Genomic DNA, 25,773 nt, shown 5'->3' with positions numbered 1-25,773 from the left:
CCTCCGCGACGGGGCCGCACACGACATCCGCACCCACGACCACGCCCGCGACCCCGAACGCGCCGCCCGCCTCCTCGCCGCCCTCGCCCGCACCCGGGAAGACGCCGCCTCCGGCACCCCCCTCACCTTCGCCCTCCTCAGCACCTGGCAACGCGAAGTCCTCGCCGTCCCCGACGCCCCCTTCCGCCGCCACCCCGCCTACGCCAAATCCGGCCGCGAGCGCTACGGCATCGCCCCCGACCTCCCCGCCCGCCTCGACACCTGCCTGCACCAGGCCGAGACCGACGACCTCCCCCTCACCGCCCGAGCCGCCCGCGCCTACCTCGACGTCTGCTTCTTCCACCCCTTCGACGACGGCAACGCCCGCGCCGCCTTCCTCACCCTCACCTTCCTCCTGGCCCGCGCCAACGTCACCCTCGACCAAGTCGGCCCGATACGACGCCTCCAGCGCCGCGCCGACGACCCCGAGGGCGCCCGCGCCCTCGCCGACCTGCTGGCCGTACTCATCGCACACACCGGACGGAGCAGAGGCTGAAGCGGGCCACCTGGATGAGGGCTGTGCCCCGGCGCACCAGGCCGGGAGGGCGGCGGCCGCAGAGACGGCAGCCGAATTGGGGGTTCTCTCTCCTCGACGCAGACCGCGCTGCCTTTGCGCTTCGCCGGATCGCGCCTCAGCCCGTCGCAGCGGAATCCAGCCTTGAGTTCTGTCTCGCCGCGGCGGGAAGAGGTTTGGTGGTCTCTACGGCGGTTTCCTGCTGGGGCGACCGGGTCAGTCCGGCCATTCCGGCCGCGGGGCCCGGCGGCCTACCGGAACTTCCGGGCGCCGAGAGGTCAGGGGCCTGTGCGGTGCCGGCCAGCAGGAATATCACCGCGCAGAGGATCAGGAAGGCGTCTTAAACACACAGGTCTGGAACAAGGTCTTAAACACACAGGAGTTACGTCCTCTCTCCCGATACGGACATCGTCGGCCGGGACCGGGACCACGCCTCGCGGTCGCATCCGGGCGTCGCAGACAGGGGAAGAGCTTCCTGCTCGAAGCTCGTATGTTCTTCGGCCGGTAGCGGGGGCCGTTGATGGAGTCGGCCTGGTCCCTGTCCCAGGCCACGTTCCTGAGCAAGGTCGTCGGCCCTCACTTCGAGCACCTGTGCCGCGAGTGGGTCGCCTGGCGGTCGACGTCGTCCGCGGCGAGGTGGGCCAGGGCTCCATCAGCTACCAGCTCGCTGCGCCGTCCCCGGGGCTCGCCGATTCTCCTGTTCAACCGACGAGGCGCTGGTAGTAGCCGTTGGCAACAAGGAGCTCCTGGTGACCGCCGACCGCGGTCACCGTGCCGCGGTCGAGGATGACGATCTGGTCGGCGGCGCGCACGGTGGAGGCGCGGTGCGCGATGATCACCAGCGCGCATTCGGTGGCGATCTGCTCGATCGCCCGACGCAGCGCGGCCTCGCTGATCGGATCCAGTTGCGAGGTCGGTTCGTCGAGCAGCAGCAGACTGGGCCGGGCCAGCAGGGCGCGGGCGATGGCGACGCGCTGGCGCTCGCCGCCGGAGAGCAGCACGCCGTGTTCGCCGACGTCGGTCTCCAGCCCTTCCGGAAGCCTGGACACCAGCTCGGTGAGGCTCGCCAGCTCCACGCACCGGCGCAGCTCCGTCTCGTCGGCGTCCGGCGCCGCGTAGTACAGGTTGTCGCGCAGGGTGCCGTACAGCACCGGGGCTTCCTGCTCCACCAGGCCCATCCGGGTCCGGCAGTCCGCGCGGCTCAGGGCCCGCAGGTCGTCACCGCAGAGCAGCACCTGACCGCGGTCCGGGTCGTAGAACCGCTCGGCGAGGGCGAAGACCGTGGACTTGCCCGCCCCGGAGCGGCCGATCAGCGCGGTGCACCCGTGCTGCGGCAGCTGGAAGGAGACACCGCGCAGCACCGGCCGGTCCGGGGCATATCCGAACCACACGTCGCGGAACTCCAGGGCCGGCGCGGGCGCCGATGGCACCAGTGCGGACGGTGCAGCGTCCGGCTCGCTGGGGAGGGAGAGGGTCTCGTTGATGCGCTGCAGTGCGCCACTGCCCTGCTGTAGGGCACTCATTGCCTGGAAGACCGAATCGATCGGCACCACCAGGTAAGTCATGTACAGCAGGAAGGCGACCAGTTCGCCGACCGAGCTGCCGCCCTGGGCCACCCTCAGGCCCCCGACGAGCAGGACCACGAGGAAGGACCCGTTGACCGCGAGATGGGTGGCAGGCCCGACCACCGCGTCCAACTTCGCCATGCGCAGGCTCGCCGTGTACGCCGCCCGCGCTTGGTCGGCGATGCGGTCGGACTCGCGCTGCTCCGCCCGACTTGCCCGCACGGTGCGGATGGCGCTGAGGGCTCGTTCCAGGTCCGCGGCCATGGCACCGATGGACCGCTGCCGCTGCAGGGAGGCCCTCCGGATCCCGCGCAGCGCGGAGGCCACCGCCAGGCCGCCCAGCGAGACCAGCGCCAAGACGATGAGGAACAGCACCGGGTCGACCCAGACCATCAGTGCGACGGCTCCGACCAACCCGACCGCGCCGGTCACCGCGTTGGTGAACGCCTCAGCCACCAGACGGCGCACCTCACTGCCATCACTGCCGAGCCGGGAGACCAGGTCGCCGGTGCGCTGCTTGTCGTACACCCGCATGCGCAGCCTCAGCAGACGGCCGATGAGCCTCAGCCGGAGGCCGAGCACGACACTTTCGCTGGTCCTGGCCAGAACATAGCGCGCAGCCGCTTCTACGAGGGCCTGGCCCAGGAAGAGCCCGACCAGCGGTATGACGAGGGCAGCGCCGCCCCCTCCGCTCCCGGCCGCGTCGATCACCTGCTTGACCAGCAGCGGCTGTGCCAGGCCGAGGGCCGATCCGGCCAGTGTCAGCGCTCCGGCGAGCAGGACCCACCGCCGGTGGTCCCGCAGCTCGCGCAGGATGTCGCGGAAGGTCGCCCGGCTGTCGGGGACCTGGTGCCGATCCGGCATGTCCTGGTCTCCCCGGCTCAGGGAACGGTGAAGAGCACCTGGAAGTAGTCCGGCGGGTAGTCCTCGCCGACCGGCACTCCTGCGGCCTCCACCCAGGCGTGTGCGCCGAAGGGGGATACCCGCCGCACCCCCACGCACCAAGTAGGCCACTGGCCGTGCATCCGGCAGAGCAGGACGGTGGCCAGTGACCGGGTCAGGCAGCCCTGCCGTTCGCCGCAGGCCAGGCTTACGGCGACCACCGCCTCCCGAGCCGCCTTGGTCTGCTCGTGGGTTGCGGGCCGGGCGCCCCGCCGGAGCGGGATCAGCACGGATCGGATCCGCCGTGGCGAGCGGGTGGCGAGCAGCCGGGCGGCGCCCACCGCGAGGCGGGCCAGAGTCCGGCGGCCGAAGGGCACCGCGTGCGGGTCGTGGTGAACCGCCTCGGGCATGGTCACGGTTGGCCTCCCTGCCGCGGCTGGTTGCTACTGCTCGACGAGGCCGACCGAGCACAGCTCAGCAACCAGCTGCGTGACATCCCGGCCGGCGGTGTCCGCGTCGACCTGGTACTCCTGGGTGATCCGGTGCACCGCGTCATCGGGGGAACCGCCGGACAGCAGCGTGCGCAGGACCATGGCTCCGGTGGGGTTGAGCATCCAGTACTGTCCGGCGTCCTCATCGAGCAGTGCGATGCCGTCCTCGGTCTCCGCCAAGGACACGTTGCCACGTAACGTGAGCACCATTCCTCGTCCTCCTCGGTCCCATCTTCGCTGTCGTCTTCTGTGTCGTGGTCAGCGCGCGACCGCGGCACCTTCCAGGGCGCGGAGCCAGGTCTCGCAGGCCACGGTCTGGTAGAGCGCGTTCTCACCCAGGTGCGGGGGGATCGGCCCAGTGCACACCTCACGTACCGCCTCCGCGTCGATCAGGCCCAGTTGGGCGAGCCGGGAGTCCTTCCACAGCGCCAGGAGTTCCGGGCGGTGGCGACGGAGCCCGGGGGCCTCGTCGCAGGCAGCCGTGTCCTTGGTCTGGCGGGTCAGGCTCTCCTCCGGGACGATGCCGCGCATCGCCTCGTGGATCAGCGGCTTGTACCGCCAAGGCGAGATGCGGTCCTCGGGCCGCACCGCCAGGCCGGCTTCGATCACTCTGTCGTCGTGGTACGGCGAGGCCACCGTGATACCGATGCGGGTGCCCATCTCCCCGAGCTCGGCCCCGAGGCGGGATACGGCCTGCATAGTGGCCAGTTCCCGGTGCTGGCCACGCCACGGGGACAGCGGCTCTGCTGTGCGCGCCGCCTCCCGGATGAGCTCGTGGACCGCCTCCACGGCGTCCGGTGTCGCCCACGGCGGCAGTCGCGGCACGAATCCCCAGGCGAGCAGCGGTTCATCGATCGGGGGCGGCGGCGCGGTGAGTTCGTCGGCGACAGCGCCGAGCCATACCCGGTAGGGGCGGTTGTCGGCGAGCTGACGCAGCATCACCCCCCGTGGCCAGCGGTATTTGGCGGCGAAGCCGCGCAGCTGCCGCGCCGCGACCCTGGGGCGGATACGCAGCTGGGTGTGCAGATGGGCGAGGGAACCGTAGAGCAGCTCATCTCCACCGATGCCGGTCAGGTGCAGCTGGGAACCGCGCGCGGCGGCGCGCCGCACGGTGACCAGGCCGCGGTCGCGCTCGGCGCCGGAGGTCGGCTCACCCAAGGGGTCGTCAAAGTTCTGTACACCGGCATAGAAGAGCGGCACCTCCTCCGCCTGGATCACATGGTGCTCGACGTTTTCCAACGCTGCCGTGGTACGCACACCCCACCGCACGTCATCAGCGAAGGGGTCGTGGAGCGCCACCGTGTAGGCGGTGACCCTCGTCCCGGTACGGGCGGCGAGGCAGCACACCGAGGTGGAGTCCAGGCCGCCCAGGTCACAGCTGACCAGGTCGCGACCGTCCACTCGGGCCGCGACGGCGGCCGACAGCGCCTCCCGCAGCGCCGCCGCTCCTTCGGGCATCGGTACGGTCGGCCGCGGCGGCGACCACCACCGGATGGTCCGGGTCCGCCCGTCGCCGTCCAGCACCAGGTAGTCGCCCCCGGGCAGCGCCTTCACGCCGCGCCATACCGAAGCGCCGGTGAGCGGTGGAAGGATCTGCGGCTCCAGGAGGTACAGCGCCAGCTGCTTCCGGTCGATCCTGGCCCCGAGCAGGCAGGCCAGCACCTCGGCACGGTCGGCGGCCACCGGGACCCCGCGGAGGTCGGCGTGGAAGACGCGCCGGGTGGCTGTGACGGTGCCCTGCGCACGGACCCGCCCGGCCACCGAGGCGATCAGGTAGGAGCTACCCACCAGCGACGTCGCCAGGCGGTCGACGTCGGCGAGGGTGTGGATGTCCGTGGCGGCTCGCGCCAGGTGGTCGCTGGTGGTCGCGTGCTGGCCGATGACCGCGAGCCTGGTGGCTCCCGCGCCGCCGACGGCCACGCTCTCCGGACTCCAGCGGCCGAGCAGCCACGGCCGCCCGGAGGGGTGGCTGACGTGCTGTTCAGCGTGCTGCTGCAGCGCATTGTGCACCGGTTCGGTGGACGGGCAGTCTGGAAGCACCACGAACCATGCCCGTAGGCTGTGCGGAAGAGCGACTGTCACTGCGCCTGCCTTTCCGGAACGCCCGGGTGGCAATGGTGCATGCCGGGTGGCAATTGGCCTGCCACCCGGCATGTTCAGGCGGGTCAGAGGAGTTGGTGCCTGAAGAGGACGTCCTTCGGCCCCTGTCCGCCGAGACCGGTCAGCTTCTTGAAGGAACCGATCGCGGTGAGCGTCGGCCGCTCGTAGATACGCACAGCTACTACACCTCCCTGTTGTGTCGTGCGCGAGGCTAATATCCCCTGGCTTTTGAACTTATCAGCGGCAGTGGGAGCTGCCCAGGGATTTTCCGTTGAATTCCTCGAATAGTCACCGTCTAATTCACTTGACTCATCAGGAATGAGCATGAACTATTGCGTCTACCCGCCTTCGGCCTGACGATTCCCTCCTGCTTGGTATTTACTGCACTGTTTCCATCACTCTGCGGATCAGTGTCTACGGCACCCCACCAGGGCACGTACCTGCTCGGGGCTGCGCCTACGTCTTGCGGCTGAGACTGCCGAGCGCCGCGTCGAGCGCCGTTGATCGCCCTTACGCACTAAGGGGCCGTGCACCTTAGTGCATACATAAAGGCATGCGTTTTACACGCATAAAGAGATGCGCAATTGATCTTTTCGTCTCGGGGTGACGTCGTTTCCTCGGGTGGATATATCCAAGCCGAGTGAGGTCTCGGTGCCAGTTGGCCTGAACTTCACGCGGACGTATCGCACTCGAACCACACCGTCTTCCCTCCTCCGCCCCGCCGGTCGACCCCCCACTTGTCCGCCACCTCGCTGAGCAGGACCAGCCCCCGACCGCCCTCCGAGTCCAGCGGCAACCCGCCCTCCATGCACGGGACTTCGGCGCACCCGTCCGCCACCTCCACCCGCACCCCGGCCTCCTGCCGCAACACCAGCAGCCGACAACGACGGTCCGGGACATGGCGTACGACATTGGCGACCAGCTCCGTCACGCCCAGCGCCACGGCGTCGTACAGCTCCGGCAGCTCCCAGTCGGCCAGCAACGAGCGGACGATACGGCGGATGTGTCGCGCCGAGTGTTCGCCGACCGTGAGCCGCATCGCGTACTGAGCCGCGTGGGGCGCGGCGAGAGTAGGGGGAATGTTTTCGTTCACGGTACGAGCCTGACCTCGCGCAACTACGCTGGGCTACAGGCCGAACACAACATGCTCTGGAGTGGGGGCACTTCGTGACGCACGTCAACGTTCTGGATCCGGGGGCCTCGCCTCTCGACTACTACGGCTTCGAGCTACGCCGGTACCGCGAGGCCGCGGGCCTCACCCAGCGCCAGTTGGGCGACATCCTCAACTACACCGGGTCCCTTGTCGGCCAGATCGAGACGGCACGGAAGCTCCCCACACTGGAGTTCAGCCAGCGGGCGGACGCGGCGCTGAACACCGGCGGGTTACTTTCCCGGCTCGTCGTGCTGGTGATGCGCAGTCAACTTCCGGCCTGGTTTCAGCAGGTCGCCGAGCTGGAAGTCCGGGCCGTCGAGATCTGCACCTTCCAGACGCACATGGTCCATGGCCTCCTCCAGACCAAGGCCTACGTCCGCGCAGTTCTCGGCGTTCTCGACGAGACGAACCTCGACGACCGCACGGCCGTCCGACTGGCCCGACAGTGCATCTTCGAGAAGGAGGAGCCGCCGGTCTTCTGGATGATCCTCAGCGAGGCGGCGCTCCACCAGGAAGTCGGTGGGCGCGAGGTCATGCGGGAGCAACTCGCCCACCTGCTCTCCTTCGAGAACAATCCCCTGATCAACATCCAGGTGCTGCCGTTCGCGGCGGGCGCGCACGCGGGGCTCCAAGGCTCGTTCAACCTCTATCGCTTTCCCAGCGATCCGACCATCGTCTACACGGAGGGCTACGGCAGCGGGCATCCAACCGCCAACCCCGACACCGTCAAAGACTGCTCGCTCCGTTACGATCATCTGCAAGCCGCCGCGCTCTCCCTCAAGGAGTCGGCGGAGCTGATCCGGCGCGTGATGGAGGACCGCTATGGAGAGCAACTGGCGTAAGTCCAGCTACAGCGGCGACCAGGGCGGCGATTGCATCGAATGCGCGCCGATCGGCCTCCTCGCCTGGCGCAAGTCCACGCACAGCGGTGACCAAGGCGGCGATTGCGTCGAGATCGCCGAAGGCACCACCGCTGTCGCTGTCCGCGACTCCAAGAACCCGGCGGGACCGATCCTCACCCTCGACCCCGCCGCGTTCACCAGCTTCGTCAACTGGACGTCGACTACAGCCGCTGAATGATCGTGCCGGTGGCCAAGCCGCCCCCCGCGCACATGGTCACCAGCGCGAACTCCTTGTCCGCGCGCTCCAGTTCATGCAGTGCCGTGGTGATCAGCCGCGCCCCCGTGGCCCCCACCGGGTGCCCGAGTGCGATTCCACCGCCGTTCACGTTGACCTTCTCCAGGCTCTGCTCGAAGACCTGGGCCCAGCTCAACACCACGGACGCGAAGGCCTCGTTGATCTCGACGAGGTCGATGTCCTTCAAGGACATCCCCGCCTTGCCCAGTACCGCCTTGGTCGCGTCGATCGGTCCGTCGAGGTGGAAGTGGGGGTCGGCGCCGACCAGGGCCTGGGCCACGATCCGGGCCCGGGGCCGCAGCTTCAGCGCCCGCGCCATCCGCTTCGACGCCCACATGATCGCCGCCGCGCCATCGCTGATCTGGGACGAATTGCCCGCCGTGTGGATGGCCGTCGGCATGACCGGCTTCAGGCCCGCCAGTGCCTCCATGGACGTGTCGCGGAGGCCCTCGTCCCGGTCCACGAGCCGCCACATGCCCTCGCCCGCCCGCTGTTCTTCCTCGGTGGTCGGCACCTGGACGGCGAACGTCTCCCGCTTGAACCGCTCCTCGGCCCAGGCCACGGCGGCCCGCTCCTGCGAGAGGAGGCCGAGTGAGTCGACGTTCTCACGCGTCAGCCCCCGATGACGAGCGATCCGCTCCGCCGCCTCGAACTGGTTCGGCAGATCCACGTTCCACTCGTCCGGGAACGGCTTGCCCGGCCCGTGCTTGGATCCAGACCCCAGCGGTACGCGGGACATCGCCTCGACTCCGCAGGAGAGACCGACGTCGATGACGCCGGCGGCGATCATGTTGGCGGTCATGTGCGAGGCCTGCTGGGAGGAGCCGCACTGGCAGTCGACGGTCGTCGCGGCGGTCTCGTAGGGCAGGCCCATCGTGAGCCAGGCCGTGCGCGCGGGGTTCATGGACTGTTCGCCGGCGTGGGTGACCGTACCGCCGACGATCTGTTCCACGCAGTCGGCGGGGATGGCGGTGCGGCCGAGGAGTTCACGGTAGGTCTCGCCCAGAAGGTAGGCGGGGTGCAGGTTGGCGAGCGCTCCGCCGCGCTTGCCTATGGGAGTGCGGACGGCTTCGACGATCACGGGTTCGGCGGCCATGGGGGGCGGTCCTCTCGTCCAGAACCAGCAGACCTGACAACGAGACCTGCCAACTAGATCCGACAACTAGTACGTGTTCTAGTTCTGCTTGCAGTCTGCTGATGTGACGCCCATCACCGCAAGGGTCTTGCAGTCTTCGGAGCCCGCCGTTACTTTGCGCGATAACTGATGAGCCGTCAGATAATCCCCTCCCCAGATCACCGCCCGAGTTGGCCGATGGCTGGAGCCGCCATGCCCTGTCCAGCGCTTCCCGAAGGGTTCGACTTCACCGACCCCGACCTCCTCCGACACCGTGTCCCCTTCCCGGAGTACGCCGAGCTGCGCCGGGCCGAACCGGTGCGCTGGATCCCGCAGCCCGCCGGACTCGCCGGCTTCCAGGACGAGGGGTACTGGGCCGTCACCCGGCACGCGGACGTCAAGTACGTCTCCACGCACCCGGAACTCTTCTCCTCCTGGGTCAACACCGCGATCATCCGCTTCAACGAGCACATCGAGCGCGACGCGATCGACGCCCAGCGGCTGATCCTGCTGAACATGGACCCGCCCGAGCACACCCGGGTGAGGCAGATCGTGCAGCGGGTCTTCACCCCGCGCGCGATACGGGCGTTGGAGCAGCGGCTGCGCGACCGCGCCGGCGCGATCGTCGCCGAGGCCCGCGCCCACCCCGGGCCCTTCGACTTCGTCACCCAGGTCGCCTGCGAACTGCCCCTCCAGGCCATCGCCGAGCTGATCGGCATCCCGCAGGACGACCGGGCCAAGATCTTCGACTGGTCCAACAAGATGATCTCGTACGACGATCCGGAGTACGCGATCACCGAGGAGGTCGGCGCCGAGTCGGCCACCGAACTCATCGCCTACGCGATGAACATGGCAGCCGACCGCAAGCAGTGCCCGGCGAAGGACATCGTGACCACGCTGGTGGCGGCGGAGGACGAAGGGAACCTGGGCTCCGACGAGTTCGGCTTCTTCGTGCTGATGCTGGCCGTCGCGGGCAACGAGACCACTCGTAACGCCATCACCCACGGCATGCACGCCTTCCTCACCCACCCCGAACAGTGGGAGCTGTACAAGAGGGAGCGGCCCGAGACGGCGGCCGAGGAGATCGTCCGCTGGGCGACACCGGTCAACTCCTTCCAGCGCACCGCCACCCAGGACACGGAGTTGGGCGGCAAGCTGATCAAGAAGGGCGACCGGGTGGGCGTCTTCTACGCCGCCGCCAACCACGACCCCGAGGTCTTCGAGAACCCGGACGCCTTCGACATCACCCGCGACCCGAACCCGCACCTCGGCTTCGGCGGCGGAGGCCCGCACTACTGCCTCGGCAAGTCCCTGGCCGTCCTGGAGATCGACCTCATCTTCAACGCCATCGCCGAGGCGATGCCCGACCTGCGCCTCGAAGGCGAACCGGACCGGCTGCGCTCGGCCTGGATCAACGGCGTGAAGCACCTCCAGGTCAGCCTGGACTGACAGACCCGGGGGAGGCAGGAGCACCTCATCCCCCCGCCCTGGCCCCTGCCTCCCCCGTGACCCGATGAACGAATCCGTTCGATTCGGCGTCTACGCAACCGTGGTCCCTGCCGAACTCACCGTCACCCGGCCCGAAAGCACGGCCCCACCTCGGAAGCAGCCCTTCCGCACCCTCTGGGAGCGCCACCGCGTCCCGCTCCTGGCCACCGCCCCCACGCTGCCCCTCTACGCCCTGTGGTGGTCCCTCCTCGCCACCGGCGGCGGCGATCTCGCGGCGCAGGAAGCCTGGGCGGACTTCGTCTCCCGGCACGGCGGCTCGGCCTACAACCTGTTCTGGTACGGCGGTATGCACACCGCCAACTACAGCCTGATCTCGCCGTACTTGATGGCCGCGCTCGGCGTGCGCACGGTCACCGTGGTCTCCGGGCTCGCCGCGTCCTGGCTGGCGGCTGTCCTGATCACCCGCGCCGGGGTCCGAAGACCCGTGGGCCCGGCGCTGCTCGCCTCCCTCGCCCTGTGGTGCAACGTGGCGTCGGGCCGTACGACCTTCGCCCTCGGCGTCGCCTTCGGTCTGGCCGCCTGCCTCCTGCTCACCCGTGAGCGCCGGACCACCCTGGCGGTGGCGTACGCGGCCCTCGCGACCATGGCCAGCCCGGTGGCGGGCCTGTTCCTGGTGGTCGTGGGCGCGGCCCTGCTGCTCGTACGGGACTGGGCGCGGGCGCTTTCCCTGCTCATACCCCCGGCCGTCGTCGTCGGCGTGACGACGCTCCTCTTCCCGTTCACCGGCGAGCAGTTGATGCCCCCGGCCCGTATCTGGCCGCCGGTGGTCCTCGGTCTCGCGGTCGCCGCGCTGGCGCCGGGCACCTGGCGGGTCGCCCAGTGGAGCGGGGCGGTCTACGCGGCCGGGACTGTGCTGACGTATCTGATCCCCTCGCCGGTCGGCACGAACGTCGAGCGGTTCGCGGAACTCTTCGCGCCCGCCGTGCTGTTGGCGGCCCTGCTCAGCGCGCCGGGGCTCGCCAAGGTGAGACGGAACCTGCTCGTGGCCGCCCTGGTCTTCTCCGTCGCCTGGGTCGGCAAGAAGACCGCCGACGATCTGGAGGTCTCCACGGTCGTGCCCGCCTGGGCGGCCGAGACGGACGGTGTCATACGGGCCCTGGAGGGTCTCGGCGCCGATCGCACCCGCGTCGAGGTCGTCCCGGCCCGCAACCATCGCGAGGCCGTCGAACTCGCCCCGCACATCAACATGGCCCGCGGCTGGAACCGTCAGCTCGACATGGAACGCGCGCGCCTCTTCTACGACGGCACCTTCAACGCCACCACCTACCGGGCCTGGTTGGACCGTTGGGCGGTCGGTCTGGTGGTCCTGCCGCTCGGCAAGCCGGACGGGTTCGCCGAGGCCGAGGCGCGGCTCATCGGCGAGCGGCGGCCCGACTGGCTCGAGCCGGTGTGGCAGGACGCGCACTGGCGGATCTACCGGGTGCGGGACGCCGTACCCCTGGTGTCGGCGCCCGCGAGTGTCGTGCGGACGTCCGGCGCCGACCTCGTCGTCCAGCTTCCGCGCGCCGGTTCGGTGACCGTGCGGGTGGCGTACTCGCCGTGGCTGCGGGCGGAGGGCGGCTGCCTGTCCCGGCAGGGGGAGTTCACGCGCCTCACGGTGACCGCGCCCGGCGAGTACCGGATCAGCTCGGAGTACGGTCCTTCAGCGGCTCCGGCTCACTGCTGACCGCGGCCTGCTTCACCAGCCGGGCGCGCGGGCCCTGGAGCAGATACGTCAGTCCGAAACCGGCGCCGACGACGGCCGCGCCGCCCGCCGCGTCCAGCACCCAGTGGTTGCCGGTGACGACGATCGCGGTGAGCGTGAAGAAGGGATGCAGAAGGCCGAGGGCCTTCATCCACATCCTCGGCGCGACGATCGCGATGACCAGACCGCACCACAGCGACCAGCCGAAGTGCAGCGACGGCATCGCCGCGTACTGGTTGGTCAGCGCGGTGAGCGTGCCGTAGTCCGGCTTGGAGAAGTCCTGGACGCCGTGCACGGTGTCGATGATCCCGAGGCCCGGCATCAGACGGGGCGGGGCGAGCGGGTAGAGCCAGAAGCCGACCAGGGCGAGCAGGGTGGCGAAGCCGAGGGCGGAGCGGGCCCAGCGGTAGTCCACCGGGCGGCGCCAGTACAGCAGGCCGAGGACGGTCAGCGGGACCACGAAGTGGAACGACGTGTAGTAGAAGTCGAAGAAGTTGCGCAGGAAGTCGACCTTCGCCACGGCGTGGTTGAGCGCGTGCTCGATGTCGAGGTGCAGGAAGCGTTCGAGGTCGAGGATCTGCTGGCCGTGTTCCTCGGCCCGCTCCCGGCCGGCGGAGTTGCTGCCTCCGGTCGCGGCGAGGCGGACCTTGGCGTAGGCGGCGTAGGTGACCCGGATCAGCAGCAGTTCCAGCAGCAGGTTCGGGCGGGCGAGGACCCGGCGCAGGAACGGCACCAGCGGGACGTGCCTGAAGCGCGTCGGGACGGGATCGGCGTACCGGGTCGGGATCGGCGACTGGTAGTAGGGCGAGGTGCGGGAGAGGAACGGCACGAAGGTGGCGGCGGCGAGGGCGGCCAGCAGGACGACGTTGTCCCGCAGGGGGTAGAGGGCCGCCATGTTCGGCAGCATCATCTTCGCCGGGAGGGTCATCACCAGGACGACGGCGACCGGCCACAGATACCGGTCGGAGGCCTTCTTCCCGACCCGGCCGACGACCGCGAGCAGTACCCACAGCAGCTGGTGCTGCCAGGCGGTGGGCGAGGCCGCGATGGCGGCGCAACCGGTGATGGCGACGGCGAGCAGCAACTGCCCGTCACGGGCGTAGCGCACGGCCCGACTGACGCCGAGGGCGGCCACGGCGGCGGCGAGCACCAGGAACAGCGTGATCTCCAGCGGCCCGTCCAGGCCGAGCCGGAGCAGGGCGCCGTGCAGCGACTGGTTGGCGAGATCGTCGGCGCGGCCACCGAGTCCGACGCCCGCCATGTGGTGCACCCAGTAGGTGTACGAGTCGTGCGGCATCGCGGCCCAGGCGAGCAGGGTCGCGGCGCCGAAGGTGACGCCGGTGGCGGCGGCGGCCCGCTTGCGCCCGGTGAACCACAGCAGCGGCGCGAACAGCAGCAGCGTCGGCTGGAGCGCGCCGGCGACACCGATGAGCACTCCGCTGGCCCGCTGTCCCCGTACGGCGAAGCAGCCCGCCAGCACGAGCAGCACCGGGATGATGCTGGTCTGGCCGAGCCAGAAGCTGTTGCGCACCGGCAGCGACAGCATCAGCAGGCTGACCGCGACGGGCGCGGCGAGCAGGGAGGTCCTACGGCTCACCGGCTGCGGCAGCGCCCGGGCGGCGACCAGACCGAGGGCGACGACCAGGAGCAGGGTGCCGAAGGTCCAGCCCCAGCCGAGCGCCTGCTCGGCGGACTTCGTCAGCGGCTTGAGGACAAGTCCCCCGAAAGGGGTGCCGGTGAACCGCGTCGAGTCGTAGAGGGAGCCGTTCACATGCAGGACGCCGTCCGGACCGACCCAGGTCTCCAGATCCGTCAGCCGCTCTCCCCGGGGTGTGCTGAGGACGACGGCGACCTGTCGTACGGCGAGGACGGCGGCGATCAGCCACAGTCCGACGCGGGCCGCGCGCAGGCGTGCCCTGGCCGTGCCGACGGCCGTCGCTCCGAACGCATCCGCCGGTGGCCCGCTGTGCTCCGCATTCGCCACGCCTCGTCGGCCTCCCGCCCCGTCAGTCCCACGCGTCCCGTGCACGCGAGATCCCGTTACGAACCCTATGAGGCTCGCACCACCCCCGGAAGAGACGCAGGCAACCCCCGATTCACCTGACGTCCGCTCTCCTTTTGTCCGAATGACCATAGTCCCGGGCCGGTTCCCTCGCCTCCGAAGGGCGCGAGATGGATCACAATGCGGCCCCCTGGACACGCGGTCGCCGCCTCGGCCGTAGCGTCTGAGACCCGGCGGCACGGCGGAAGGCTTGTTGAGGTGGGGTTCCTGCGGGATCGGGCGGGTGCGCGTGTCGTCGCCGTTGTGCTGGGCCTGCTGGCGACTCAGGTCGGTGCGCTGCTCGCCCCGGCCTACGCGTGCGGCTGCGGGGCGATGATCCCCGGGGCCGGGGAGCGGGTGGCCGTGGACCGGGAGGAGTCGCTGGTCCGGTGGGACGGGCGGCGGGAGCAGATCGTGATGCGGCTGACCGTCGGCGAGTACGCCGAGCGGGCCGCGTGGATCATGCCGGTGCCGAACCGGGCGACGGTACGGCTCGGCGACCCGGCGCTCTTCGACGCGCTGCACTCCGTGACCGCGCCGGTGCGACGGGACCGGTACCACTTCTGGCCGCAGGACGGGGACTGGCCGCTGGCGAGCGGCGGTGACGGGCTCGCCGGGGCACCGCCGGGCGCACGGGCGGGGGCGCCGGTCGGCGTGGTGGGCCGGCAGCGGCTCGGCCCCTTCGAGGTGGCCCGGCTGACGGCCACCGATCCCGAGGCCCTGGACGGCTGGCTGGACACCAACGGCTTCGCGCTGCCGCCCCGCCTGGAGGGCGCCCTCAAGCCGTACGTGGACCGCCGCTGGGAGTACGTGGCCGTGCGCCTGACCCCCGAGTCCACCGGCGACCGGCTCGTCGGCGATCTGGACCCCCTGCACCTCACCTTCGCGGCAACCGAGCCGGTCTACCCGATGCGCCTGTCCCGGCTGGCGCGAAACCCGCAGTCCCTGGGCCTGTACGTCCTCGCCGGGCACCGCATGGAACCGGCGTCCCGGATCGGCGGCGAACGACCCCGGGTGACCTACGCCGGGCGGGTGAACGCGACGTCAGGGCCGCTGGCGGAGCTGGCGTCCGGGACGCCGTATCTGACGGCGATCGGCCAGGAGTTCCCGCGCCCGGAGTCGATCTCGGCCGACCACGAGCTACGGCCGGCGCCGACGGACGCCCCCTTCCAACAGGTGATCTACGAGGACCGCCTGAGGACGGTGGCGGGGATCCCGGCGTGGCTGCTCACCGTCGTCGGCTTTTTCCTCGCCGTCGTCGCAGCCGTGTCTACGCTTTTCGTACGCCGCTCACGAAGGCCGGCGGGCGACTATATTCCTTAGCAACGCTACTTAGCCGCTCTAACTAGCCATATGAAAGGCACAGGGACATGAGCGAGTCGCAGCTCTGGGACGCAGTAGACGACTACTTCACCGCCCACCTCACGCCGGACGACGAAACGCTCCAGGCGGCGGTGCGCGACAGCGAGGCGGCGGACCTCCCGCCGGCCGCGGTGACCGCCCCGCAGGGCAAACTCCTCCACCTCCTGGCCCTCACCCAGGGCGCGCGGAACATCCTGGAGATCGGCACCCTCGGCGGCTACAGCACCATCTGGCTGGCCCGCGCGCTGCCGGCGGACGGCCGTCTGATCTCCCTGGAGTACAGCCCGAAGCACGCCGAGGTGGCCACCCGCAACATCGCCCGCGCGGGCCTGGACAAGGTGGTGGAGATCCGCGTGGGCCGGGCCCTTGAGTCCCTCCCGAACCTGGCCGACGAGAACCCGGCCCCCTTCGACCTGGTCTTCATCGACGCCGACAAGGTGAACAACCCGCACTACGTGGAGTGGGCGCTCAAACTCACCAGCGCGGGCAGCCTGATCATCGTGGACAACGTGGTGCGCGGCGGCCGGGTCGCGGACGCGACCAGCGCGGCGCCAGACGTACAGGGGACGCGGGCGGCCATCGAGCTGATCGGCAGCCACCCGCGACTGAGCGGTACGGCGATCCAGACGGTGGGGAGCAAGGGCTACGACGGCTTCGCGCTGGCGCGGGTGCTGGCGTGACGGTGTCGCGTCAGACCTCGTGATAGAAGCCGACGTTGACGCTGCGCGGCGCCGTGCGGTCCTGGACGACGATCTCTCCGCTGCCGCCCCGGGGCAGCGGCACGGTGCCGCCGTAGGCGAGGGGCTGCACATGGGCGCCGACGGTGAGCCGGACCTCGGAGGACGGGTCGGGCTGGGAGCCGCGCAGCCAGGTCACCTGCCAGGTGCCGTCGGGGCCGCACAGGAACTCCAGATGGACCCGGGAGACGAACAGCCAGTCGTCGGGCGTGGACAGCCGGCACACGGACTTGTCGCGGCCCACGCGGAGCACGGCGCCCGGCTCGCTGGGCGCGTCGGCCATGAGCATGCCGGCCGTGGCACCCTCCTCCGCCGCGGTGACGGCGGCCATGGTGAGTTCGAGCACGTGCGTTCCTCCTGAAGTGTCCTTACGCAGCGGCGGCATGATAAAACGCCCGGCTCGCCCCTGTCCGGCACAATGGAGTCATGACCGAGCGAAAGCCACCGGGCGTCCCGTTCGAGTCCTGGGTGGACAAGCAGATCCGCGACGCGGAGAGACGCGGCGACTTCTCCCATCTCCCCGGCGCGGGGCGGCCGTTGCCGCCGGGCACGGACACGACGTACGACGAACTGTGGTGGGTCAGACAGAAGATGGTCCGCGAGGGGCTGTCCGTGCTGCCGCCGACGCTCGCGCTGCGCAAGGAGGCGGAGGACGCTCTGGAGGCGGCGCTGAAGGCGCCCACCGAGCGGCTGGTCCGGAAGATCATCACGGACATCAACACGAAGATCCGCGACATGATGTTCAAACCACCGCCGGGCCCCCCGCTCGGGAAGAAGCCGTACGACGTGGAGGACGTGGTACGACGCTGGCGGGAGGCCCGGTTGCCGGATACGCCGGATACGTCAGACGCGTAGCAGCCGGTCGGCCAGCTCGCGGTAGTCGCGCAGGGCGAGGCGCAGCTGCTCGGTGTCGGAGGTCGACTCGTCGCCCTGCCAGGAGCCGCGCAGGGTGCGCCGACGCTGGTTCAGGGCCTCGGTGAACCGTGCGGTGATCTCCTCCAGCGCCTGGTCGGCCTCCTCCACGGAGGCGCGGGGCTCGTCGACGAATCCGGACGTGGCGTGCTGGAGCCGGGTTTCGAGCTTGTCGTACTCCTCGCGGGGGAGGAGAGGCGTGCCGTCGGTCATGTCGCTCAGCTCCCCTTCGCATGACGCCTGGTGAACGCCCACGGACTGTGGCCGTTGCCGTCGGCGGGCTTCGCGGACTCCTCCGACGCCGCCCGGTGACGCTTGCTCTCGGCCGGCCCCACCAGCTCCTCGAAGAACAGCCGGGCCTCGATCATGGCCTCGCGCATCTCCTCGGTGCCGGCCTCGCCGGTCTGCCCGACGGCCGCCATCCCCGCACCCCCGCCCGCGCCGGCGTGCGCCGCGCGGTGGACGCGCCGATAGCCGTCGACATGGTCGGCGTGGTGGACGGACAGCGCGGCGAGCTGCTCCTCGTAGCGTCCGCCGTCCGGGAAGCCCCGGGCGTCGGCCAGTTCGGCGAGCAGCTTGTCGGCCTCGCCGACGGCCTGTTGCGGCGAGTCGACGAAATGCTCCTGGGCGGCCGCCCAGCGTGTCTCGTACTCCTGCCGCCGCGCGGGCTCCAGCCGGCGCTCCTGCAGCGACCCGTGCCGCTGCACCCGCTCGGCGAGCTCCCGCTCGGCGGCCTTGGTGTCACCGTCGTGCCGGGCCACGGCCCGGTCGTACTCGGGGCCAAAGCGCCGCTTGAGGCTCCGGCCCCCCTGCCCGCCTCGGGCGCGCAGAGTCAGGACGGCCGCGACGATGAGAACGGCCGCCACGATCACGATCAGAGCAATGATCAGACCTGTGGACATGAATGCCTTCCGGGGTTCTCGACCCAACCGGTCCTCCCTGCGAACCGGTACCGCGTCCGGGTAGCCCCGAGGGACCTCCTCAAACGACGCCCGACGACAATGGCCGTCATGACCTGGACCGTCGCCCCGGAAGCCCCCGACTCCCCCGCCGCCACCGCGCTGTGGCGGGCGTACTACACGGAGGTCAGCGACCGCTACTACCTCCTGCACGAGGGCCGCCGCACCGACCCGGCCGAGCTGGAGCGGGAGATCGCGGCGCAGAGCTGGGAGGACCTCCGGCCGCCGAAGGGGCTGCTGTTGGTGGCGCGGTTCGCGGGCGAGGCGGCCGGGACGGCGGGGGTGCGGCTCCTGGACGCCGAGACCGCCGAGCTGAAGCGGGTGTTCGTACGGGAGTCCCTGCGCGGCAAGGGCGGCGCCCCGCTGCTTGTGCGGGCCGCCGAGGAGGCAGCCCGCGCGAGGGGCGCCGCGCGCATGATCCTCGACACCCGGAGCGACCTGACGGAGGCGCGGGCTCTGTATGCCCGGCTCGGCTATACGGAGACCGAGCGGCACAACGACGACATCTATGCCGATCACTGGTTCACCAAGGATCTGGTGGACCTCAACTGATCCTCGTGGCCGCTCCGTTGCGGGGCTGCTCGCGGTCCGAGCCGCACAGCTCGGCGTTGAGGTCCTTCACCAGTCGCGCCAGGTCGGTCGGGCGGTCCGGCCCCCACCAGTCGCCGAGGAGTTCGGCGAGGGAGTCCTCACGGGCCCCTGCCAGCCGGTCCGCGACCTCGCGGCCCTGGTCGGTCAGGACGAGGTCCAGGCCCTCGCGGGTGGCCAGGTGGCGCTCCTCGACCTGGCGGGCGGCGGCGAGGATCACCGGGAGCGGGACGGTACTGCGCTCGGCGAGCTGACCGGGCTCCACCCACCCGTACTTCTTGATGCGCAGCAGGAGCCAGCTCGCTCCGGGCAGCAGGTCGTAGCCCGCCCGCTCGGTGATCTTCCGGTAGATCTCGCGCCGCCCCTCCCGCGTGCCCAGCACCGACAGCGCGCGGCACACCTCGTCGTACGACGACCGCTCCACCGGATTGCTGGCCAGCGTCTCGGTGATGTCCGGGGCGGTGACGGAGCCGCGCAGCTTGTCCTCCTTGAGGAACCAGGCCAGGACGAAACCGAGAAGGGCGACGGGGGCGGCGTAGAGGAAGACGTCGGTGATGGACGTGGCGTACGCGTCCACCGCCGCGGGCCGGAGCGCGGAGGGGAGTTCGGCGATGCCGCGCGGGTCGGACTCCAGCGCGTCCGCCGAGACGCCGGGCGGCAGTTCGGTGCCGCGGAAGGCGTCCGCGAGCTTGTCGCCGAGGCGGCTCGCGAAGACGGTGCCGAAGATGGCGACGCCGAAGGAGGCCCCGATGGACCGGAAGAAGGTCGCGCCGGAGGTGGCGACGCCGAGATCCTCGTAGGCCACGGCGTTCTGCACGATCAGCACCAGCACCTGCATGACGAGGCCGAGCCCGAGCCCGAAGACGAAGAAGACGGTGCTCATGACGGCCGTGGAGCTGTCCACGTCGAGCCGGTGGAGCAGCAGCAGCCCGAGGGTGGTCACGCCGGTGCCGGCGATCGGGAACACCTTCCAGCGTCCGGTACGGCTGACGATCTGCCCGGAGACGGTGGACGCCAGCAGCAGCCCCAGCACCATCGGCAGCATGTGCACACCGGACATGGTCGGGGTCACGCCCTGCACGACCTGGAGGAACGTCGGCAGATAGGTCATCGCGCCGAACATGGCGAACCCGACGATGAAGCTGATGACCGCGGCGAGGGTGAAGGTGCGGATCCCGAAGAGCTTGAGCGGCAGGACGGGTTCGACGGCCCGGCGCTCGACGGCCACGAAGGCGACGGCGAGGACGACCCCGAGCACGGCGAGCGAGACGATCTGCGCGGAGCCCCAGCCCCAGGTGGTGCCCCCCAGCGAGGCGACGAGGACGAGACAGGTCGCGACGGAGGCGATGAGGAAAGTGCCGAGATAGTCGATGACATGGCGCTCGGCGCGGCGCGGGATGTGCAGCGCGGCGGCGATGACGGCGAGGGCGACGACACCGACGGGAAGGTTGATGTAGAACACCCAACGCCAGCTCAGATGCTGGGTGAAGAGCCCGCCGAGGAGCGGCCCGAGCACGCTGGTGGCGCCGAAGACGGCCCCGAACAGCCCTTGGTAGCGCCCGCGTTCACGGGGCGGGACGAGATCCCCGACGATGGCCATGGACAGCACCATGAGCCCGCCACCACCAAGCCCCTGCACGGCCCGGAAGGCGATGAGCTGGGGCATGTCCTGAGCCAAGCCGCACAGCGCGGACCCGACGAGAAAGATGACGATGGCGCTCTGGAAGAGCCGCTTGCGCCCGTACTGGTCACCGAGCTTGCCCCAGAGCGGGGTGGCGGCGGTGGAGGCCAGCAGATAGGCGGTGACAACCCACGAGAGATGCTCCATCCCACCCAGATCGCTGACGATCGTCGGCAGCGCGGTGGAGACGATGGTCTGATCGAGGGCGGCAAGCAGCATCCCGAGCAGCAGGGCGCCGATCGGGACGAGGACGTTGCCCGGCACGTTCTCCTTGACCGCGGTGCCGTGCCGCGCGTGGGTATCCCCGGCCATACGGACCTCCCGAGGCCTCCCGAGGCTCGATGCATCTTCCATCGTGGAGCGTATGGCCGTTTATGGCCTGTTGAATCCCGTCTGACTCCCGTCGAAGTCGGACTATGGGGGGCGTGTCTGCGACGACGTGAAGGAAATCTGCATAATCTCTGGAGCTCGCGAGGGGAGTCGCGAGGGGGAAGGACGAACAGGTGACAAACCCGAATGACCACGGGTGCCCGGAGTGCGGTGCGCCCAGGGGGGCCGACAACACCCCGTCCTGCGCCTGCACGGAACGAGCGTCCGAGGCCCTGCGCGACGCGCGCGAGGCGCAGGCAGCAGCGGCGGAGGACTTCAACCCGCTGCGCATACGCCCGTACGTGGAGCTGGAGGGCACGGCGGAGGCGGACCCGGCGGCGACGATGCCGCTGCACACGCCGCTGGTACCGGTACCGCCGCCGGCGGAGCCGAACGCGACGGACGTAGGCCTGTTCGAGGCACCGCAGTCGACGCCGGAGCCCGCCACGGAAGACCGCCCGAGGCGCCGCCGCAGGACGGTACCGCTGCTGGGGGCGGCCGGCGCGCTGGTCGGGGTAGTAGCAGCAGCGGGAATGGCCGGCGGCCTGTTCAGCTACGAAACCCCGACCCGGGACACGGCCCTCCCGGAGGGGGTGAGGGCAAGCGTCCCGGACGCAACCCCGAGCGAGACGAACTCGGCGTCCCCGTCCAAGTCGGCGACCCTCACATCGGCGTCCCCGTCGGCATCGGCAACGAAGAGCGAGTCCCCGTCACCATCGGCGTCGACCGCAACGGCCACCGCTTCGGCCACGCCGACCCCGACACAAACCCCAACCCCGGCCAGAGCCTCGGACGCCCCGCCCCAGGAAACCACCGAGGCCCCCAACCCCCCGGTCCTCCGCAGAGGCGACAAGGGCGCAGAAGTAACAGAACTCCAACTCCGCCTGCAGCAGCTGCACCTCTACAACGGCGACATCAACGGCAACTTCAACCAGCCGTTGGAAGAAGCCCTGAAGAACTACCAGTGGAGCCGAGGAGTGGGCACGGAGGAGTTGGGCGTGTATACGGCGGAGACCAGAGCAAGCCTGGAGTCGGAAACGACGGAGCCGTAGCCGCCCCGGGGCGACGAGGCAGCCCGCCGCTCGCGCATGGCTCGTGCGCCGCTCGAACACCACTGCCCGCCCGGGGGAATTGTGGGCTCCCCTTCCGAAAACCGCCCTAGATCCACTCCTGGCACCCCCCTAGATTGATGAGCGGTTGGCTCCGACAACCGCTCATCACGGGCTCAGGAGGAATCCTTGAACAGCGTGTCGACCACCCCACTGCCGCCGGCCACTCTCAAGGACGCCGCTGTGGAGGTGAAGGGCGTCAATGTCGTCTTCCACCGGCGAGGTTCCGAGCCGTACCAGGCCGTCACGAACCTCAGCTTCACCATCCCCCAAGGAACAGTGTTCTGCCTCTTAGGCCCCAACGGGTCCGGGAAAACCACCACGATCAACGTGCTGAACGGCCTGCTCAGGCCGACCGGCGGGGACGTCAGGGTGAGCGGGCTCGACCCGACCCGGGACCGCAGGGAACTGCTCCGCCGGATCGCCCTGGTCCCGCAGGAGACCGCGCTCTACAACGAGCTCACCGGGGCGGAGAACCTGGAGTTCCACGCCAAGTACTACGGCGTCGCCCCGCGCGAGGTCCGGGACCGTATCGCGCACGTGCTCGAACTGGTCGGACTGACCGACCGGGCCACCCACCGCACCGGTACCTACTCGGGCGGTATGCAGCGGCGCCTTGCGCTGGCACGCGCCCTGCTCACCGATCCCGAGGTGCTCTTCCTCGACGAGCCCACGCTGGGCGTGGACGTCCAGTCCCGGCAGGCGATCTGGGAGCGCATCGAGCAGTTGGCCGACGAGGGCAAGACCGTCCTGCTGACCACCAACTACATGGAGGAGGCGGACGCTCTCGGGCGCGAGGTGCACATCATCGACCACGGCGCGACCGTCGCGCACGGCACGCAGGCCGAGCTCAAGGCGATGGTGCAGGGCAGCCGGGTGGTGCTCGAATTCGCCGCGCCGGAACGGGCCGACCGCGCCCGCGCCGTGCTCGACGCCGTCTCCCCCACCACCGTGCCCTCGGAGGGGTCCCTGAGCATCGCGGTCCCGCGGGGCGTCGAGACCGTCGCCTTCCTGCGCCAGGTGCTCGACGAGATCAACGCGGTGGGCGGCGTGACCGGCTTCCGCTTCAGCGAGCCCAGCCTGCAGGACGTCTTCCTGCACTTCACCGGCCGCGCGCTGCGCGACTGACGGGTCCGAGGCAGAAGGGAGCCACGAGATGCGATCCATCTGGGCCCTGGCCGGCAAGGACCTCACGGTCACCCGGCGCAGCCCCACGTTCCTCGCGATCACCGTCCTGGTGCCGCTGATTTTCGTCGGCCTGTACGCCCTGCTCGTGCAGGTGTCCGCGACCAGCCCGGTCGCGATCGCCCAGGAGGGCACCGGCCCGCACAGCCAGCGGATGGTTCAGGTCCTCAGGGACATGTCCAGCGTCGACGGGGAGTTCTTCGAGATCCGGACCACCGACCCGGACGAGGCGCGGCGGATGTTCGACGACGGCGAGATCGGGGCCGTGCTGACGATCCCAGCCGATTTCGACCAGAGGGTCGAGGCCGGCCGGCCGGTCGCGGTGCCGCTCCAGGTCTTCAACATCAACTCCGACGGCACCAAGAACTTCCAGCTCCGGGCGGAGCACGCGGTGCGGCAGTTCGCCGCGGACGGGGGCGGCTCGCTGGCCACGGTGAAGGAGACTTCGGCCTTCTCCGAGGACATGCGGATCACCGTCTATCTGGGCACCGGCCTGCTGATGTTCGCCATCCTCTACGCCTCGATGGTGAACACCGGCACGCTGGTCGCCCGGGAGTGGGAGGAACGCACGGCCAAGCCACTGGTCCTCTCCCCCGTCGGCAACGCGCCGTTCGTGCTGGGCAAGTGGCTCGCGGCCGCCGTGCAGACGGTGGTCAGCATGGTCGGGGTGCTGCTCGGGCTGGCCTGGTTGCTGGACTATCCGGTGTCCAGCCTCGGCTGGAACAGCCTGCTCGCCATGATCGTGCTCTTCGCCTACGGCGCCGGGTTCGGCGCCCTGATCGGCGTGGCCCTGCGCAAGTCGCTGCCGATGATCCCGATCTGCGTGGTGCTGGCGGTGACGCACTTCTTCGTCAGCGGCTACGAGTCGTATCTGCGGGGTTTCGCCCACGGCGGCGCGGTCGAAGGGCTGTGGCAGGCCACCCACTGGGCGCCGATGGGGCTGCTCACCGACCAGATGCGCTTCGAGGTCTCGGGTCTGAAGACCGTCTCGCTGGACTGGTCCGCGATGGGCTGGACCCTCGCCGCCGCTGCGACGCTCACCACGCTCGCGGTCGTGCGGATGCGCCGGGCACTGTCGTTCAGCCAAGGCCAGTGAGGAGGTCGCCATGGAGAAGATCCGTGCCATCCGGGCAACCAATCAGCGCAACCTCCGGCTCCTGAGGCGCCGGCCGGACCTGCTGGCCCAGTCGGTGCTCATGCCCATCGTGATGCTCCTGCTCAGCGCGCTGATCTTCGGCGCGGGCGGGGACGACTGGCCGGTGGGCGTGACCGACCATGCGAAGACGGAGCAGTCGGCAGGGCTGGTGGAAGCAATCGAGGAGAGCACCTCGACCATCACGCCCTACTTCCGGATCACTGAGACGGACGCGACCGAGGCGAAGGAGATGCTCGACGAGGGCCGGATGCAGCTCGTCATCGAGATCCCGCCAGACTTCGACCGGACCCGCCAGGTGGACATCACCACGTACAACATCAACAGCGACGCGACGAAGAACCTCCGGCTGCGGGTCGAGGACGCGCTGAACGCGTTCGACGCCGAAGCGGGCAACCTGGGTGTCACCGTCGACCTGCGCACGGTGGAGCCGGAGGACATTCCGCGATCGGAATTCATCGCCGGCGGCCTGACGCTGCTCGCGCTGTTCTTCGGCGCGGCGCTGATCTCCGCGAACCTGTTCGCCGTGGAGCAGGAGCAGCGCACCACCAAGGAGATGCTGCTCACCCCGGTCGGCGCGGGCACGGCGGCATTCAGCTGCATGATCACCGGAACGGGCGTCGCGTTCCTCACGGCGATCCCGACCTACCTGACCGGCTGGCTGGCCTTCGGCCTGACACCGGACCCGTCGGCGCTCCTCCTGGTGCTGATCTTCATGACCCCACTGATGCTGGCCTGCGCCGGCACGGGCGTCCTGCTGGCCCAGATCCTGCGCCAGCACCGCAGCATCCAGCCCCTGCTGATCCTGGTGGCCATCGCCACCTTCTTCTCGGCGGGCGGCTTCGTCAGCGTCCCCGGCCTCCCCCCGGCGGCCCGCTCCTTCGCCGAGTGGTGGCCCTTCTCCCGCATCTTCGAGTGGAACAACCCGGTCCTGCACCAGTTCGCCGACAACTTCCCCACCCACCAATGGGCATGGGCCCTGGCAGCAGCCGCACTAGGCGCCCTGGCGGCCCTATGGGCGGCCCACAGGGAACGCTACGCAACACGCGCAGGCGGCCAGTAACCCCAACCTCACGGAGGAGTCCGCCCGGCCACAGGGGGCGGGCTCCTCGGCGGGACATGGACGAGGCGCGCAACCATCGGAGTCGGCACCCCGCGGCACGGCCCGGACAATGTCAGCCCGCCGAGGCCGCAACAAACGAAACTTCAGCCCGCCCGGCGTTCACGAACGAGACCCCACCCGCCCCTCACCGCACCACGGCAACGACTCAGGCAAACCCCCACGCAGCCGGCACCCCCGGCCCAGACCCAGACAACCCCAGCCCGCCCGGCGCTTGATGTCGGCATACACCTGAACACCCCCGTACTCCGACACTTGAGGACGAGGCCCTTTCGGCGCCGATCGGTTCCGGGAGCGAGGCCCCGCCGAGGTCAAGGGGCCCAGCCCGGCCAGGTCCAGGCGCACAACGCCGCCGGAATCCGGGGGCGA

Annotated in this window: 25 protein-coding genes; 13 read left to right on the top strand and 12 right to left on the bottom strand. The window is 70.1% G+C overall.

What is annotated here, in order from left to right; genetic code table 11:
* The coding region (locus H4N64_RS40390) for a Fic family protein (protein WP_222109970.1) at nucleotides 1-535 on the top strand (535 nt) is incomplete at its 5' end.
* A 719-nt stretch (nucleotides 536-1,254) separates the two neighbouring features.
* Here the strand turns inward: H4N64_RS40390 and H4N64_RS40385 are convergent.
* The 6 genes from H4N64_RS40385 to H4N64_RS40360 all read right to left on the bottom strand — a co-directional run bounded on the left by H4N64_RS40385 (nucleotide 1,255) and on the right by H4N64_RS40360 (nucleotide 6,684).
* Nucleotides 1,255-2,982, bottom strand: a complete 1,728-nt coding sequence (locus tag H4N64_RS40385) for an ABC transporter ATP-binding protein (RefSeq protein ID WP_186287609.1) — start codon at nucleotides 2,980-2,982, stop codon at nucleotides 1,255-1,257.
* Nucleotides 2,983-2,999: 17 nt separating this feature from the next.
* The gene (locus H4N64_RS40380) at nucleotides 3,000-3,416 is read right to left on the bottom strand and encodes a lasso peptide biosynthesis B2 protein (protein ID WP_186287608.1); all 417 of its coding nucleotides are present in this window, start codon (nucleotides 3,414-3,416) and stop codon (nucleotides 3,000-3,002) included.
* 27 nt (nucleotides 3,417-3,443) lie between these two features.
* Nucleotides 3,444-3,701: a lasso peptide biosynthesis PqqD family chaperone gene (locus H4N64_RS40375; RefSeq protein ID WP_186287607.1), complete on the bottom strand. Its 258-nt coding sequence runs from the start codon at nucleotides 3,699-3,701 to the stop codon at nucleotides 3,444-3,446.
* A 48-nt stretch (nucleotides 3,702-3,749) separates the two neighbouring features.
* Nucleotides 3,750-5,501 carry a lasso peptide isopeptide bond-forming cyclase gene (locus H4N64_RS40370; RefSeq protein ID WP_336246943.1) on the bottom strand — a complete coding sequence of 584 codons (1,752 nt, stop codon included), beginning with the start codon at nucleotides 5,499-5,501 and terminating at the stop codon, nucleotides 3,750-3,752.
* Between the two features lie 155 nt (nucleotides 5,502-5,656).
* On the bottom strand, nucleotides 5,657-5,767 hold the full coding sequence (locus H4N64_RS46575) for a keywimysin-related RiPP (protein WP_186287605.1): 111 nt from the start codon (nucleotides 5,765-5,767) through the stop codon (nucleotides 5,657-5,659).
* 494 nt (nucleotides 5,768-6,261) lie between these two features.
* Nucleotides 6,262-6,684 (bottom strand): ATP-binding protein, encoded by a 423-nt coding sequence (locus H4N64_RS40360; protein ID WP_336246942.1) that lies wholly within the window; start codon nucleotides 6,682-6,684, stop codon nucleotides 6,262-6,264.
* 74 nt (nucleotides 6,685-6,758) lie between these two features.
* Between H4N64_RS40360 and H4N64_RS40355 the strand changes: the two genes are divergently transcribed.
* Both H4N64_RS40355 and H4N64_RS40350 read left to right on the top strand, forming a co-directional pair.
* Entirely contained in the window at nucleotides 6,759-7,586 is an 828-nt protein-coding gene (locus tag H4N64_RS40355) for a Scr1 family TA system antitoxin-like transcriptional regulator (protein WP_186287604.1), read from the top strand.
* Nucleotides 7,567-7,824 carry a DUF397 domain-containing protein gene (locus H4N64_RS40350; RefSeq protein WP_186287603.1) on the top strand — a complete coding sequence of 86 codons (258 nt, stop codon included), beginning with the start codon at nucleotides 7,567-7,569 and terminating at the stop codon, nucleotides 7,822-7,824. The genes H4N64_RS40355 and H4N64_RS40350 overlap by 20 nt, the downstream gene beginning before the upstream one ends.
* On the opposite strand, the gene H4N64_RS40345 is transcribed toward H4N64_RS40350, so the two are convergent.
* Complete coding sequence (locus tag H4N64_RS40345; RefSeq protein ID WP_186287602.1) at nucleotides 7,808-8,977, bottom strand: steroid 3-ketoacyl-CoA thiolase; 1,170 nt, start codon at nucleotides 8,975-8,977, stop codon at nucleotides 7,808-7,810. The two genes, H4N64_RS40350 and H4N64_RS40345, sit on opposite strands and share 17 nt — an antisense overlap.
* Before the next feature lie 231 nt (nucleotides 8,978-9,208).
* Here H4N64_RS40345 and H4N64_RS40340 point away from each other — a divergent pair, with 231 nt between their 5' ends.
* Both H4N64_RS40340 and H4N64_RS40335 read left to right on the top strand, forming a co-directional pair.
* Nucleotides 9,209-10,444, top strand: a complete 1,236-nt coding sequence (locus tag H4N64_RS40340) for a cytochrome P450 (RefSeq protein WP_186287601.1) — start codon at nucleotides 9,209-9,211, stop codon at nucleotides 10,442-10,444.
* A 64-nt stretch (nucleotides 10,445-10,508) separates the two neighbouring features.
* Nucleotides 10,509-12,170 (top strand): DUF2029 domain-containing protein, encoded by a 1,662-nt coding sequence (locus tag H4N64_RS40335; RefSeq protein WP_186287600.1) that lies wholly within the window; start codon nucleotides 10,509-10,511, stop codon nucleotides 12,168-12,170.
* On the opposite strand, the gene H4N64_RS40330 is transcribed toward H4N64_RS40335, so the two are convergent.
* Complete coding sequence (locus H4N64_RS40330; protein WP_186287599.1) at nucleotides 12,127-14,172, bottom strand: phosphatase PAP2 family protein; 2,046 nt, start codon at nucleotides 14,170-14,172, stop codon at nucleotides 12,127-12,129. The genes H4N64_RS40335 and H4N64_RS40330 overlap by 44 nt on opposite strands.
* A gap of 276 nt (nucleotides 14,173-14,448) precedes the next feature.
* Between H4N64_RS40330 and H4N64_RS40325 the strand changes: the two genes are divergently transcribed.
* Together H4N64_RS40325 and H4N64_RS40320 are read left to right on the top strand one after the other, a co-directional pair.
* A complete protein-coding gene (locus H4N64_RS40325) occupies nucleotides 14,449-15,552 on the top strand; it encodes a DUF2330 domain-containing protein (RefSeq protein ID WP_336246941.1) in 1,104 nt (367 codons plus the stop codon).
* 47 nt (nucleotides 15,553-15,599) lie between these two features.
* Nucleotides 15,600-16,271 (top strand): O-methyltransferase, encoded by a 672-nt coding sequence (locus H4N64_RS40320; RefSeq protein ID WP_186287597.1) that lies wholly within the window; start codon nucleotides 15,600-15,602, stop codon nucleotides 16,269-16,271.
* Between the two features lie 10 nt (nucleotides 16,272-16,281).
* Here H4N64_RS40320 and H4N64_RS40315 read toward each other — a convergent pair whose 3' ends face one another.
* Nucleotides 16,282-16,674, bottom strand: a complete 393-nt coding sequence (locus H4N64_RS40315; protein WP_186287596.1) for an FHA domain-containing protein — start codon at nucleotides 16,672-16,674, stop codon at nucleotides 16,282-16,284.
* Nucleotides 16,675-16,754: 80 nt separating this feature from the next.
* Between H4N64_RS40315 and H4N64_RS40310 the strand changes: the two genes are divergently transcribed.
* Nucleotides 16,755-17,183 carry a DnaJ family domain-containing protein gene (locus H4N64_RS40310; protein ID WP_186287595.1) on the top strand — a complete coding sequence of 143 codons (429 nt, stop codon included), beginning with the start codon at nucleotides 16,755-16,757 and terminating at the stop codon, nucleotides 17,181-17,183.
* Here H4N64_RS40310 and H4N64_RS40305 read toward each other — a convergent pair.
* Nucleotides 17,172-17,453, bottom strand: a complete 282-nt coding sequence (locus H4N64_RS40305) for a hypothetical protein (protein ID WP_222109968.1) — start codon at nucleotides 17,451-17,453, stop codon at nucleotides 17,172-17,174. The two genes, H4N64_RS40310 and H4N64_RS40305, sit on opposite strands and share 12 nt — an antisense overlap.
* A gap of 5 nt (nucleotides 17,454-17,458) precedes the next feature.
* Nucleotides 17,459-18,142 (bottom strand): hypothetical protein, encoded by a 684-nt coding sequence (locus H4N64_RS40300; RefSeq protein WP_186287593.1) that lies wholly within the window; start codon nucleotides 18,140-18,142, stop codon nucleotides 17,459-17,461.
* A 108-nt stretch (nucleotides 18,143-18,250) separates the two neighbouring features.
* Here H4N64_RS40300 and H4N64_RS40295 point away from each other — a divergent pair, with 108 nt between their 5' ends.
* Entirely contained in the window at nucleotides 18,251-18,751 is a 501-nt protein-coding gene (locus H4N64_RS40295) for a GNAT family N-acetyltransferase (protein WP_186287592.1), read from the top strand.
* On the opposite strand, the gene H4N64_RS40290 is transcribed toward H4N64_RS40295, so the two are convergent.
* Nucleotides 18,744-20,780 carry an MDR family MFS transporter gene (locus H4N64_RS40290; protein ID WP_186287591.1) on the bottom strand — a complete coding sequence of 679 codons (2,037 nt, stop codon included), beginning with the start codon at nucleotides 20,778-20,780 and terminating at the stop codon, nucleotides 18,744-18,746. The two genes, H4N64_RS40295 and H4N64_RS40290, sit on opposite strands and share 8 nt — an antisense overlap.
* 191 nt (nucleotides 20,781-20,971) lie before the next feature.
* On the opposite strand from H4N64_RS40290, the gene H4N64_RS40285 reads away from it, so the two are divergent.
* The 4 genes from H4N64_RS40285 to H4N64_RS40270 all read left to right on the top strand — a co-directional run bounded on the left by H4N64_RS40285 (nucleotide 20,972) and on the right by H4N64_RS40270 (nucleotide 25,347).
* Nucleotides 20,972-21,889, top strand: coding sequence for a peptidoglycan-binding protein (locus tag H4N64_RS40285; protein WP_186287590.1), 918 nt, complete (start codon nucleotides 20,972-20,974; stop codon nucleotides 21,887-21,889).
* A gap of 195 nt (nucleotides 21,890-22,084) precedes the next feature.
* Complete coding sequence (locus H4N64_RS40280) at nucleotides 22,085-23,074, top strand: ABC transporter ATP-binding protein (protein WP_336246944.1); 990 nt, start codon at nucleotides 22,085-22,087, stop codon at nucleotides 23,072-23,074.
* 28 nt (nucleotides 23,075-23,102) lie between these two features.
* Nucleotides 23,103-24,227 carry an ABC transporter permease gene (locus tag H4N64_RS40275; protein ID WP_186287588.1) on the top strand — a complete coding sequence of 375 codons (1,125 nt, stop codon included), beginning with the start codon at nucleotides 23,103-23,105 and terminating at the stop codon, nucleotides 24,225-24,227.
* A 10-nt stretch (nucleotides 24,228-24,237) separates the two neighbouring features.
* Complete coding sequence (locus H4N64_RS40270; RefSeq protein ID WP_186287587.1) at nucleotides 24,238-25,347, top strand: ABC transporter permease; 1,110 nt, start codon at nucleotides 24,238-24,240, stop codon at nucleotides 25,345-25,347.
* Nucleotides 25,348-25,773 lie beyond the last annotated feature (426 nt).

It is taken from the genome of Streptomyces cupreus (assembly GCF_014257025.1).
GTDB lineage: Bacteria > Actinomycetota > Actinomycetes > Streptomycetales > Streptomycetaceae > Streptomyces > Streptomyces cupreus.
This window is presented reverse-complemented; position numbering and strand designations above follow the sequence as displayed.